General features: G+C 64.1%; 11 protein-coding genes and 1 tRNA gene. 3 read left to right on the top strand and 9 right to left on the bottom strand.

Annotation, left to right across the window (positions count from 1 at the left end):
- Positions 1–364: 364 nt before the first annotated feature.
- Complete coding sequence (locus tag IVB46_RS26240; protein ID WP_027534296.1) at positions 365–1,288, bottom strand: LysR family transcriptional regulator; 924 nt, start codon at positions 1,286–1,288, stop codon at positions 365–367.
- A 5-nt stretch (positions 1,289–1,293) separates the two neighbouring features.
- A complete protein-coding gene (gene trxB, locus IVB46_RS26235) occupies positions 1,294–2,259 on the bottom strand; it encodes a thioredoxin-disulfide reductase (protein ID WP_247315361.1) in 966 nt (321 codons plus the stop codon).
- A 265-nt stretch (positions 2,260–2,524) separates the two neighbouring features.
- On the opposite strand from trxB, the gene IVB46_RS26230 reads away from it, so the two are divergent.
- A complete protein-coding gene (locus IVB46_RS26230; RefSeq protein WP_028150670.1) occupies positions 2,525–3,004 on the top strand; it encodes an Lrp/AsnC family transcriptional regulator in 480 nt (159 codons plus the stop codon).
- Positions 3,005–3,124: 120 nt separating this feature from the next.
- On the opposite strand, the gene greA is transcribed toward IVB46_RS26230, so the two are convergent.
- The 3 genes from greA to IVB46_RS26215 all read right to left on the bottom strand — a co-directional run bounded on the left by greA (position 3,125) and on the right by IVB46_RS26215 (position 8,587).
- On the bottom strand, positions 3,125–3,598 hold the full coding sequence (gene greA / locus IVB46_RS26225; RefSeq protein ID WP_007596674.1) for a transcription elongation factor GreA: 474 nt from the start codon (positions 3,596–3,598) through the stop codon (positions 3,125–3,127).
- Between the two features lie 210 nt (positions 3,599–3,808).
- Positions 3,809–7,273: a carbamoyl-phosphate synthase large subunit gene (gene carB / locus IVB46_RS26220; RefSeq protein ID WP_038942752.1), complete on the bottom strand. Its 3,465-nt coding sequence runs from the start codon at positions 7,271–7,273 to the stop codon at positions 3,809–3,811.
- Positions 7,274–7,417: 144 nt separating this feature from the next.
- Positions 7,418–8,587 carry an MFS transporter gene (locus IVB46_RS26215; RefSeq protein WP_247315359.1) on the bottom strand — a complete coding sequence of 390 codons (1,170 nt, stop codon included), beginning with the start codon at positions 8,585–8,587 and terminating at the stop codon, positions 7,418–7,420.
- A 112-nt stretch (positions 8,588–8,699) separates the two neighbouring features.
- On the opposite strand from IVB46_RS26215, the gene IVB46_RS26210 reads away from it, so the two are divergent.
- Entirely contained in the window at positions 8,700–9,071 is a 372-nt protein-coding gene (locus IVB46_RS26210) for a helix-turn-helix transcriptional regulator (RefSeq protein WP_071909605.1), read from the top strand.
- 132 nt (positions 9,072–9,203) lie between these two features.
- Here IVB46_RS26210 and IVB46_RS26205 read toward each other — a convergent pair.
- Together IVB46_RS26205 and IVB46_RS26200 are read right to left on the bottom strand one after the other, a co-directional pair.
- Positions 9,204–9,279 (bottom strand) — tRNA-OTHER (locus IVB46_RS26205).
- Between the two features lie 54 nt (positions 9,280–9,333).
- Complete coding sequence (locus tag IVB46_RS26200; protein ID WP_208084756.1) at positions 9,334–10,035, bottom strand: class I SAM-dependent methyltransferase; 702 nt, start codon at positions 10,033–10,035, stop codon at positions 9,334–9,336.
- A 114-nt stretch (positions 10,036–10,149) separates the two neighbouring features.
- Here IVB46_RS26200 and IVB46_RS26195 point away from each other — a divergent pair, with 114 nt between their 5' ends.
- Positions 10,150–10,674, top strand: a complete 525-nt coding sequence (locus IVB46_RS26195; RefSeq protein WP_063985503.1) for a DNA starvation/stationary phase protection protein — start codon at positions 10,150–10,152, stop codon at positions 10,672–10,674.
- 129 nt (positions 10,675–10,803) lie between these two features.
- Here IVB46_RS26195 and IVB46_RS26190 read toward each other — a convergent pair whose 3' ends face one another.
- Together IVB46_RS26190 and carA are read right to left on the bottom strand one after the other, a co-directional pair.
- Entirely contained in the window at positions 10,804–11,325 is a 522-nt protein-coding gene (locus IVB46_RS26190; protein ID WP_247315357.1) for a cupin domain-containing protein, read from the bottom strand.
- 155 nt (positions 11,326–11,480) lie between these two features.
- Positions 11,481–12,671, bottom strand: a complete 1,191-nt coding sequence (gene carA, locus IVB46_RS26185) for a glutamine-hydrolyzing carbamoyl-phosphate synthase small subunit (RefSeq protein WP_063985501.1) — start codon at positions 12,669–12,671, stop codon at positions 11,481–11,483.
- Between the last annotated feature and the right edge of the window lie 102 nt (positions 12,672–12,773).

Raw genomic sequence — 12,773 nt, 5'->3', positions numbered from 1 at the left:
TGTGTTAGCGCGCGCAAAAATCCGAGGTCCCCGGATGGGGGCCTTTTTTCGAGGCGACTGCCTTGAACGAGATTGCGCACGACTTCGTGATCATTCGCAAATGATGCGGGGTGTACGTGGAACTGTCAATACACGCGGAACGTGAAACCCGATGGGACAGAAAAAAAGCCGGGCTCAAGCGAGCCCGGCTTAAGGTATTGGCCACGTGAGGCCGACACAATCACCTTCCAAGAGGGATTACTGAACTCCCGCGCCACTGGAGGAGGGGGACAAATGCGCAACGCGAAAGCTCAGCGTAGAAACATTATGGGCTTGCCAAGCGCCATGCAGCAACCGTTCAGGTCGCATGTCAGACATGCGGAAATCAGGAAGGCCAGCGCTGCGCCTTGCTCACCACGAAGTCGCGGAACACCTGCACGCGCGCGACCGTCTTCAACTCCTCGGGATAGACGAAATAAGTGTCGAGCTGGATCGAATCCGATTCTCCGAACAGCTGCACCAGGCGGCTCTGTTCCTCGATCAGATAGTCCGGCAGCGCCGCGATGCCGAGGCCCTGCTGACAGGCGCGGACAAGGCCGAGGATGTTGTTCACTCTGAAATAGGCCTCGCGCGGACCAGAGCCGTTGCGGCCGGCTTCGACCAGCCAGTTGCGGTTCTGAAGATGCGGCGCGAAGTTGCCGTCGGAGAGCGTGATGATGCGGTGGGAGTCGAGCTCCTCGAGCGTGCGCGGCGTGCCGAAGCGCTTGATGTAATCCGGCGAGCAATAGGCGTGGAAGCCCATCGCGAACAGCTTGCGCTGGATGAGATCCGGCTGCGTCGGCTTGCGGGTGCGGATCGCGACGTCCGCCTCGCGCATCGACAGGTCGAGCTCCTCGTCGGTGACGATCAGCGAGATCCGGATCTCCGGATAGAGCGCAGTGAACTCGCCGAGCCGCGGGATCAGCCAGTTGATGCCGACGCCAGGCGTCGTGGTGATCTTGAGGTCGCCGCTCGGCCGCTCGCGGCTGTCGGTCAGCTTGGCGCGCGCCGCCTGCAGCTGCATGAACACGTCATGGGCGGTGCGGAACAGCAGGTCGCCCTGCTCGGTGAGGATCAGGCCGCGGGCGTGGCGGTGGAACAGCGAGACCGAGAGCTCCTGCTCCAGCGCCGACACTTGGCGGGACACCGCCGATTGCGACAGGCCGAGCTGCTCGCCCGCATGCGTGAAGCTGCCCGCTTCCGCCGCCGCGTGAAACACCTTCAGCTTGTCCCAATCCATATCCGTAAATCCGTCGCGTGTTCGAGGCATGATCTTTATTCCGCTGCAGCGCGCTCGCTGGCGCGCAGGGCCAGGAAACGTTCGGCTTCGAGAGCTGCCATGCAGCCGAGGCCGGCAGCCGTCACGGCCTGACGATAGGTCTCGTCGGCGACGTCGCCGGCGGCGAACAGGCCAGGCACCGAGGTGGCGGTCGAGTTAGGGGCGACCTCGACATAGCCCGACCGTTTCAGCTTGACCTGGTCCTTCACGAGCTCGGTCGCCGGCGCATGGCCGATGGCGATGAAGACACCGTCGGTCTTCACGTCCGTGAGCGCGCCGGTCTTGACGTTCTTGAGGCGGACATGGGTGACCTTGTTCGGGTTTTCGGTGCCGCAGATCTCGTGGACCGCCGAGTCCCAGACCACCTTGATCTTCGGGTGCTTGAACAGACGCTCCTGCAGGATGCGTTCGGCGCGGAAGTGATCGCGGCGATGCACGATGGTGACCTGCGAGGCATGGTTGGTGAGGTACAGGGCTTCTTCGACCGCGGTATTGCCGCCGCCGACCACCACGACTTCCTTGTTGCGGTAGAAGAAGCCGTCGCAGGTGGCGCAGGCCGACACGCCGCCGCCCTGGAATTTCGTTTCCGACGGCAGCCCGAGCCAGCGCGCCTGCGCGCCGGTGGCGAGGATGACGGCGTCGGCGAGATAGACGTCGCCGCTGTCGCAGGTGAGGCGGAACGGCCGCTGCGTCGTCTCCAGCTTGGTGACCAGGTCGGAGACGATCTTGGTGCCGACATGGACCGCCTGCTTCTCCATCTGCTCCATCAGCCAGGGGCCCTGGATCACGTCGGCGAAGCCCGGATAGTTCTCGACGTCGGTGGTGATGGTGAGCTGGCCGCCCGCCTGGATCCCCTGGATCAGGATCGGCTCGAGCATTGCGCGCGCGGCGTAGATCGCCGCCGTGTAGCCGGCGGGGCCGGAGCCAATAATGACGACCTTTGCATGAACAGTGGCAGACATTTTGACGGACGCCTTTCACGGGGGATCTGCAGCGCGGGTGCGGAACGTGCCGGGAGGCCTCGCGGAAGCGCTGAAATATCAGAGCTAATCTAAGCCTTCTGGTGAGCTATGCAAGAATTGCATTCCCTGTCGGCGGATTTTTCCAACAGGGAACAAAAGTCGATTGCGCTGCACGCGCAATAAAATTGCGCAATTGCTGCGGACTGGCTATGAGGATTGCGTCAAATCCACCAATACAGCCGCAAAGGCCAGGAGTTCCAATCACGTGTCGCGGAACCTAGACGAGATCGACCTGAAAATTCTCACCGAGGTCCAGGCCGACGGTCGAATCACGAATGTCGAGCTGGCCAAGCGCGTCGGCATCTCGCCGCCACCTTGCCTCCGCCGCGTCCGCGCGCTGGAGGAGGAGGGCTATATCCACGGCTATCGCGGCCTGCTCGACGCCCGCAAGCTCGGCTTCGACGTCACCGTGTTCGCCGCGGTGCACCTGTCCAGCCAGGCCGAGGCGGATTTGCGCGCCTTCGAGGAGTTCGTCCGCGCCGAGCCCCTGGTGCGGGAATGCTGGATGCTGTCGGGCGAGGTCGATTTCATCCTGAAATGCGTCGCTCCGGACATGGCCACCTTCCAGGATTTCGTCACCCACCTGACCGCGGCGCCGCATGTCCGCAACGTGCGGACGTCGTTGGTGTTGCACAACTCGAAATACGAGGCGGCGGTGCCGCTGGACGTGAAGGGAAGAAGGTAGGTCTTCTGCCTCTCCCCGTTCTTACGGGGAGAGGCACACAGCACTCGGCAATACCCCGAAACAAAAAGGCCGCGCAGGGCGCGGCCTTCTCGAAACATCATCACGCCTGGCGGCAAATCCTTACCGCCACTCTACCTTGGTGATCTCATACGCCTTGGCGCCGCCGGGGGCGTTGACCTCGACGGTCGAACCCTTCTTCTTGCCGATCAGCGCGCGCGCGAGCGGCGAGGTGATGGAGATCCGGCCCTTCTTGGCGTCGGCCTCGACCTCGCCGACGATCTGCCACACCGTCTTCTTCTCGGTGTCCTCGTCGACCAGCGTCACAGTGGCGCCGAACTTGATGGTGTCGCCGGACAGCTTGGAAATATCGATGATGTCGGCGCGCGCGAGCTTGTCCTCGAGCTCCGCGATGCGGCCCTCATTGTGGGACTGCTCTTCCTTCGCGGCATGATATTCCGCGTTCTCCGACAGGTCGCCGTGCGAGCGCGCTTCCGCAATATGCTCGATGATGCGCGGACGGTCCTCGGACTGGCGCTTCTTCAATTCTTCCCCGAGCGCGGCAAAGCCGCCCGCTGTCATCGGAACCTTTTCCATCTCTTCTCTCGTCCTTCGGCCGCGCGCCCCGGCAAGACACAGGGCGCGGCAACCTTGATTCGTCAGTACTTCCGGGGCTGAATATACGGCCACCGGAACGGTTATGTGGGTCTGGCGCCGGAACAGAACAACCACAACGGCCGGACAGTTCCTCCGGCCATTGTGGCTTCATTGCCAGTCACTTAGCGGAAGCGTCGCCGTTGCTAGCGATCAGGTTTCCGAAAAGTAGCTCTGCAGGGTACGAACCTCAAGGTCCCCGCCCAGATAGGCGCGGATGCCCTGCGCGGCCGCCACGGCCCCGGAAAGAGTGGTGTAATACGGCACTTTATGCAAGAGGGCCGCGCGCCGCAGCGAACGGCTGTCGGCGAGCGCCTGCGGGCCCTCGGTGGTGTTGAGGACGAGCTGGACGTCGCCATTGGTGATGGCATCGACGATGTGCGGCCGTCCCTCAAGCACCTTGTTGACCCTCTCGGTCGGGATGCCCTGATCGGTCAGGAAGCGCGCCGTGCCCGATGTCGCCAGCACCTTGAAGCCGAGCGAATGCAATTCGCGAACGGCCTCGGCGATGCGCGTCTTGTCGCTCTCGCGAACCGAGACGAACACCGTGCCCTTGCGCGGCACCCGCGTGCCGCCGCCGAGCTGACTCTTGGCAAAGGCTATCGCGAAGGAGCTGTCGATGCCCATGACCTCGCCGGTCGAACGCATCTCGGGGCCGAGCACCGTGTCGACGCCGGGGAAGCGGGCGAACGGAAACACCGATTCCTTCACGCCGACATGCTTGAAGTCCGCCTTCTTCAGCTTGAAGTCGGCGAGCTTCTCGCCGGCCATGATGCGCGCTGCGATCTTGGCGACCGGCGTGCCGACCACCTTGGCGACGAAGGGCACCGTGCGCGAGGCGCGCGGATTGACTTCGAGCACATAGATCTCGCCGTCCTTGATCGCGTACTGCACATTCATCAGGCCGACGACGTCGAGGCCGAGCGCCAGCTCACGCGTCTGCCGCTCCAGCTCCTCGATCATCCTGGCATCGAGCGAGTGCGGCGGCAGCGAGCAGGCGCTGTCGCCGGAATGGATGCCGGCTTCCTCGATGTGCTCCATGATGCCGACGATGAAGGTGTCCTTGCCGTCGCAGAGGCAGTCGACGTCGATCTCCGTTGCATCTGAGAGATAGCGGTCGAACAGCAGCGGGTTCTTGCCGAGCACGGTGTTGATCTGCCCGGTCTTGTCGTTCGGGTAGCGTGCCTTGACGTCGGCCGGCACCAGCTCCGGCAGCGTGCCGAGCAAATAGTCGCTGAGCTGGTTCTCCTCGCGGATGATCTGCATCGCGCGGCCGCCGAGCACGTAGGACGGGCGCACCACCAGCGGCAGGCCGAGATCGGTTGCGACCAGGCGCGCCTGCTCGACCGAATAGGCGATGCCGTTCTTCGGCTGCTTCAGCCGGAGCTTGTCGAGCACGCGCTTGAAGCGATCGCGGTCTTCGGCAAGGTCGATGGCGTCGGGCGAGGTGCCGAGGATCGGCACTTCGGCAGCTTCCAGCGCACGCGCCAGCTTCAGCGGGGTCTGGCCGCCGAACTGCACGATCACGCCGTGCAGCGTGCCGTTGGTGCGCTCCTTCGCGATGATCTCCAGCACGTCCTCGGCGGTGAGCGGCTCGAAATAGAGCCGGTCGGCGGTGTCGTAGTCGGTCGACACCGTCTCGGGATTGCAGTTGACCATGATGGATTCGTAGCCGGCGTCATGCAGTGCGAAGCAGGCGTGACAGCAGCAATAGTCGAACTCGATGCCCTGGCCGATACGATTGGGCCCGCCGCCGAGGATGATGACCTTCTTCTTGTCGGACGGCGAGCTCTCGTCCGCGGGCGCGCCCGCAAACAGCGCCTCATAGGTCGAATACATGTAGGCGGTCGGCGACGCGAACTCGGCCGCGCAGGTGTCGATGCGCTTGTAGACGGGGCGGACACCGAGCGCGTGGCGCTTCGCCGTCACGTCAGCTTCCGTCGTCTCGGCGAGCACAGCGAGCCGCGCATCGGAGAAGCCCATGGCCTTGAGCGTTCGCATGCCGAAGGCGTTGCCCGGCAGGCCGTTCTTCCGGACCTTCTCCTCCATGTCGACGATGCCGCGCATCTCGCTGAGGAACCACGGATCGATCTTGCAGGAGTTGAAGATATCTTCGTTCGACCAGCCGAGCCGCATGGCCTGGGCGACCTGGAGCAGCCGGTTCGGCGTCGGCGTGCCGAGCGCGGCGCGGATCGCGTTCTTGTCGTCGTGCTGGCCTAGCCCCTCGATCTCGATTTCGTCGAGCCCGGTGAGGCCGGTCTCGAGTCCGCGCAGCGCCTTCTGCAGGCTCTCCTGGAAGGTACGGCCGATCGCCATCACTTCGCCGACCGACTTCATCGACGTGGTCAGCGTGGTCGACGCGCCCGGGAATTTCTCGAAGGCGAAGCGCGGAATCTTGGTGACGACGTAGTCGATGGTCGGCTCGAACGAGGCCGGCGTCGCGCCGCCGGTGATGTCGTTGGCGATTTCATCCAGCGTGTAGCCGACCGCGAGCTTGGCGGCGACCTTTGCGATCGGAAAGCCGGTGGCCTTCGAGGCCAATGCGGACGACCGCGACACGCGCGGGTTCATCTCGATCACGACCATGCGGCCGTCTTCGGGATTGACGCCGAACTGCACGTTGGAGCCGCCGGTCTCGACGCCGATCTCGCGCAGCACCGCGAGTGAGGCGTCGCGCATGATCTGGTATTCCTTGTCGGTCAGCGTCAGCGCCGGCGCGACCGTGATGGAGTCGCCCGTGTGCACGCCCATCGGATCGAGGTTCTCGATCGAGCAGACGATGATGCAATTGTCTTTCTTGTCGCGCACGACCTCCATCTCGTACTCTTTCCAGCCGAGCACGGATTCTTCGATCAGCACTTCGTTGGTCGGAGACGCATCCAGGCCGCGCTCGATGATGTCGAGGAACTCTTCCTTGTTGTAGGCAATGCCGCCGCCGGTGCCGCCCATCGTGAAGGAGGGACGGATGATCGCGGGCAGGCCGATCTCGGACAGCGCCATCAGCGCCTGGCCGAGCGCATACTCCTGGTAGCGCTTGCGGCGGTCGCTTTCGCCGAGCACCCATTGCCGTTCGTGTTCCTCGAGGGCGGCACCCGACAGCTTCTCGCGTTCGGCCCGGTGCTTGTCGCGGAAGGACTTCTTCAACTCGGACGCGTTGGCGAGCCGCGACTTTGGCGTCTCAAGCCCGATCTTGGTCATGGCCTCGCGGAACAGCTGACGGTCTTCCGCCTTGTCGATCGCATCCGCGGTCGCGCCGATCATCTCGACATCGAACTTTTCCAGCGTGCCCTGCCGGCGCAGCGACAGCGCGCAGTTCAGCGCGGTCTGTCCGCCCATGGTCGGCAGCAGCGCGAAGCCGCCGGGAATGACGTGACGTTCCTTCTCGATGATTTTTGCGACGATCTCGGGCGTGATCGGCTCGATATAGGTCGCATCGGCCAATTCCGGATCGGTCATGATGGTGGCCGGATTGGAATTGACGAGGACGATGCGATAGCCCTCCTCCTTCAACGTCTTCACCGCTTGCGTGCCCGAATAGTCGAACTCGCAGGCCTGGCCGATCACGATGGGGCCGGCGCCGATGATCAGGATGGTGGTGATGTCTGTACGTTTGGGCATCAACTCTCGCCGAAGTGGATTTTGGGCACAAAAAAAGGGCGCGCTTGCCGCGCGTCCCCTTGAGCCGAGAGCGCGGGGTCTCCCCTCGCGCGCGGGTGGGTCTTAGACCAGTTTTCGGGGCGGCGAAACCCCGAAAAACGCCCATCAACCGGCAATTTTGACGGGTTTTGGCCGTGCCTGCCAGCCACGGGCGAGATGCACCAGCAGCGAGGCCGCAACGCTCGATCCGCCGATCCAGCCAAGATCAGTAGGCGAAAGGGTGGCCAGCACCGCGCCACCCAGGGCCCCGCCGATGGCAAAGCCGAGATACATGGCGGAGGCGTTGAGCGAGAGTGCGATCATCGAGGCCTGCGGCTCGATCCGGATGATGCTAGCGACCTGGGCCGGATAGAACGCCCAGCCCGAGATGCCCCAGAGGAAGATCGCGCCCAGCACCGCATAATGCGCCTGTCCAGGCATCAACTTCAGGACCAGCGAATGCAGGATCAGGGCGCTCGCCATGCCGGCGAGCCCGAGGCCTGCGGTGGCGAGAGTCCCGAGCCGGTCGGCCAGGACACCGCCCAGCATGTTCCCGATGGCGGCGGCGCCGCCGAACACCAGCAGCGCGAGGCTGATCTGCGCGGCGTCGAAGCCGAGGCCGCGCAGTGGGACCGCGAAATAGGTGAACACGGTGAAGCCGCCGAGCGCCCATAAGATGGTGATCAGAAGCGCGATCACGACATTGCTGTGACGCGCCACCGCCAGCCGTTCGCTGAGCGAGGCGGTGTTGCGCGGCAGGCCGCGGGGCAAGCCAAGCAGCAGGCCGGCAAGCGCAACCGCGCCGATCAAGGCCACCATGGCAAAGGTCGCGCGCCAGCCGAGCAGGCTGCCGACGAGATTGCCGAGCGGGACGCCGATCACGGTCGCAACCGTGAGGCCCGAGGTGACCAGCGCCACCGCGCGGCCGCGCCGTTCGGGCGCGGCGACGGCCACTGATACGGCGAGCGCCGTCGGCATGCATAGTCCGGAGCCCAGCGCCATCAGCATGCGCGAGGCCAGCAGCAGGGCGTAGCTGGAAGCCGCCGTCGCGACGAGATTGCCGGCGATGAAGGTCGATAGCGCCACGGCCAGCACGGTGCGGCGGTCGATATTGTTCAGCGTCACCGCCAGGATCGGCGAACCCACCGCATAGGTGAGGGCGTAGGCGGTGACCAATTGGCCGGCGGCCGGGACGGAAATCGAAAGATCGGCGGCGATCGACGGCAAAAGCCCTGCAATGACAAAGCCTTCGGTACCAATCGCGAAGGCCGCGAGAGCCAGCCAGAACACGCTCATTGGACGATATCCCTATGTTCAACGTTTATTGAACTATTGAATGCGAGGGTCGAGAAGTCAATTGGTTCAAGAACTATTGAACATCGCGGCCAGTTTGCTATGATTCCGGACCATGAGCCGCACGCCCCTTCATCCCACCCGCGAGCAGATCGAGCTGCCGATGGTTCTGGATTGCCTCAGCGATCCGATCCGGTTGGCCATCGTCTATCAGCTCGCCCAGCAGGAACGTGTCAGCAGCGAGCTCTGCTGTGGCGACTTCAGCGGCCTTTCCGGCAAATCCAACCTCGCCTACCACTTCGCCAAGCTGCGCGAGTGCGGCCTGATGCTGACGCGCGTGGCGGGGACCAACCGCTTCATGCGGCTCCGCCGCGAGGATCTGGACGCACGCTTTCCGGGGCTGCTCGATGCTGTCCTCAGCTCCGCAGCCAAGGATGCCGACCGGCTACAGCTGCTGTCGGAGTGCGAAACGGCCGAAGTGGATTGAAGTTTGCGAGTTTTCGAGAATTCGCTTTGGGCGGTCCGTCGAAGCGTGCCCGTCTTCGCCCTTCGGGCTTCGCCGAGGCAGCCTTCGCACGATACGGCTTGCCTAGCCGAAGCTGGCGGAGCCAGCGAAGGCTGGAGACCCGGCCTGGATTTGAACCAGGATGAAGAGCGTTGCACCGCCCTCGCGTAGACGCTTCCGCCACCGGGCCGCGACGATCTTTACCTATCGGCGTGTGACAAGCCACCTCGGGCAGTCATTATGCTTAACGGACCAGAGGCGGCCGCGCGATGAAGGTCATGCGCCAGCGATTATGGCCGATATTGGTGTGGGCGCGCTGGACAGCGAAGCCCGCCGCGGTCAGCTTGGCGACGATCTCGTCCTCGCCATAGCGCTGAAGCCCGATGCGCGTGCGCAGATGACGGTAATCTGACAGCGCGGTGCTGATCAGCCCGATCAGCGCGTCCTTCAGGAAGCCGTGACGCAGGCCGAAGCTGAGCAGCGCCATCACATCCCTGAACATGCCGACATTGGGCTGCAAGATATCTCCGAGCACGAGCTTGCCGGACGGGGTCAGCAATCGCCGGATGTTGACAAGCGCGGCATCGAGCTCGTCCGGCGTCATGTATTGCGCGACCGAGTTCATCACCGCGAGGTCGATCGACTGGTCCTGCATTTTGCGGACGTCGTCGAGGGAGCGGACGCGGATCTTGGTGTTCGGGGCAAATCGCGCGATCAGCCGGCCACGCACGCCGGGGGCGGGCTCGGCGAGAATCAGCTTGCCGCAGGCCGCGGCCACCTGGCTCGCCGACAGCGCCTCGCCGCAGGCATAGTCGAGCACGGTCGCCTCGGGCGACGAGATGTAGCCGATGATGTCCCGCGCGATGATCTGGAAGTGCAAGTCGCGATGCAGCTTGCTGACATAGATCGTATGCGTGGAGTCGTAATAATCGATCCAATCGTCCATGGTATTCGTAGGTCCCGGCCAAACGGTTCCTGTCAAGGAACTGGCGCTGCCCGCCTTGCGTTAGGGGTGCGACGGCGCGCCGTCAATGTCCGCGTCCTAACAGGAAGGTTTCCCGTGAGCAAAGCCCCCACCAAGGTCTCGCCCGATCTCGATACCCCCACCGATCTGTCGCCCGATGGGGTCAAGAAGGTCTCTGAGGCGCTCAACGTGCTTCTGGCCGATGCGTTCGCGCTCTATCTGAAGACCAAGAATTTCCACTGGCACATCAGCGGCCGGCATTTCCGCGACTATCATCTGCTGCTCGACGAGCAGTCCGACCAGATCTTCGCCACCACCGACCAGCTCGCCGAACGCGTCCGCAAGATCGGCGGCACCACGCTGAAGTCGATCGGCCAGGTCGCCAAGCTCCAGACCATCAAGGACAACAACGAGGACTACGTCCCGCCGCGCGAGATGCTGCGCGAGCTGATGCAGGACAACAAGCACGTCGCGAGCGCGATGCGCAAGGCGCACGAGGTCTGCGACGACGCCGGCGATGTCGCCAGCGCCAGCATCCTCGAAAACTTCATCGACGAGACCGAGCGCCGGACATGGTTCCTGTTCGAGGCCACCCGCCAGGAGGGCGGCAACGAGGCGTAGGGGGTACGCGACTGCGTAGGGTGGGCAAAGGCGCGCTTCTTGCGCGCCGTGCCCACCATCTATCCTTGCGGCTTGAACTGATCGGTGGGCACGCTCCGCTTTGCCCACCCTACGGCACCTTGCTTGCGACTACCGCCACAGCCGCATCAACGCCCCATCCTTGCCCGTCACCGGATCGGCCGGCGGCAGCGCGACCTCGGGAATCGTCTTCAGTGCTTTGGCGTGGTTTTCCGGCGTTGCCCGCGTCACCACCATGTTCGATCCCGGCGGATAGGCGCCGATGATGCAGAAATCGTCGCTCGCCCTGATGCACTGATGCCCCGTGCCGGCCGGCAGGATCGCAATGTCGCCCGCCTTGATCTCCAGCTCCTGGCCATGATCGCCGCCGAAGCGCACGCGGGCACTGCCGCGCGCGACGCCGAGCACCTCATGCACCGTCGCGTGATAGTGCAGATAGTCGTAGACGCCGTTGCGCCACGTGCCGCCCCAGTTGTTCGCTTCGAACAGATTTTCGATGGTCGCCTCGGGACGCCTGGAATCGAGCTTCACCGCACCCTGATAGACCAGGAAGGGAAGGTTGTTGTTCGGCACGAGCCCGTCATCTTCGAACACGATGGCGAGTGGCTCGGCATTGTCGCGGACAGCGGACATGGCAGGGCTCCTGCGTGAGCGTAGCAGGAATCAACGAGGGGCGTGAGACGACGTACCTTGTGTCCGGGCGAACCGCAGCGTCGAGCCCGGAATGACAAGAGCCCGGGTCAAGGCCCGGGCTCGATGTCGTCAAGGCAATTGCAGGAGAGCCGGCGTTACGCGCTCTTCTTCTGCCGCATCAGATCCGCGAAGCGCTGGAACAGATAGTGCGAGTCGCGCGGGCCGGGAGAGGCCTCGGGGTGGTACTGCACCGAGAACACCGGCTTGCCGTCGAGCTGGATGCCGCAATTGGAGCCGTCGAACAGCGAGATGTGGGTCTGCGTCGCGCCCTTCGGCAGCGTCGCCTCGTCCACCGCAAAACCGTGGTTCATCGAGGTGATCTCGACCTTGCCGGTGGTCTCGTCCTTCACGGGATGATTGGCGCCGTGATGGCCCTGATGCATCTTCTTGGTCTTGGCGCCGACGGCGAGGCCGAGCATCTGGTGACCGAGGCAGATGCCGAAGGTCGGTGTGCCCGACTTGATCACGTCCCGGATCACCGGCACCGCGTATTTGCCCGTCGCGGCCGGATCGCCGGGGCCGTTGGACAGGAACACGCCGTCCGGCTTCATCGCCAGAATGTCTTCCGATGAGGTCGTCGCCGGCACCACCGTCACCTTGCAGCCGACGCCGGCGAGCAGGCGCAGGATGTTGCGCTTGATGCCGTAGTCGATGGCGACGACGTTGAACTCGGGCTTGTCCTGGCGGCCAAAACCCTTGTCCCACAGCCAGGGCGTCTCGTCCCAGGTGAAGCGCTGGCCCGAGGTGACCATCGGCACCAGGTCCATGCCCTCGAGGCCCGGCCATTCGCGCGCTTCTTCCTTCATGCCATGCAGGTCGAACTCGCCGTTCCTGGCATGCGCGATCACGGCGTTGGGCATGCCCTTGCTGCGGATCAGCGCGGTCAATGCGCGGGTGTCGATGCCGGACAGGCCGATGATGCCGCGGGCCTTGAGCCAGGCGTCGAGATGCTTGGTGGCGCGGTAGTTCGAGGGATCGGTGATCGCGGTGCGCAGGATCACGCCGCGCGCGCCCGGCGTCGCGGCCATGTTCACCGTCTCGATGTCTTCCTCGTTGGTACCGACATTGCCGATATGCGGGAAGGTGAAGGTGATGAGCTGGCCGGCGTAGGAGGGATCGGTGAGGATCTCCTCATAGCCGGTCATCGCGGTGTTGAAGCAGACCTCACCGACGGCATGGCCTTCTGCGCCGAGACCGAAGCCTTCGAGCACCGTGCCATCGGCGAGCACGAGGAGCGCGGTCGGTTTGTGGTCCGGCCAGGCGGTATCGTTGTCATGTTGTGTCATGAGCCCGGTTCATAGTCCGGGCCGGCGCCGCCGTCAAAGCGGACGAGCGCCGATTCACATGCGTTTTTGCATATTTGACAGGTCTCCTCAGGCACTTAAGCT

It is taken from the genome of Bradyrhizobium sp. 61, assembly GCF_023073075.1.
Classification (GTDB): domain Bacteria; phylum Pseudomonadota; class Alphaproteobacteria; order Rhizobiales; family Xanthobacteraceae; genus Bradyrhizobium; species Bradyrhizobium barranii.
The sequence above is the reverse complement of the archived record's forward strand: the minus strand, read 5'-3'. Positions and strand labels throughout refer to the sequence as shown.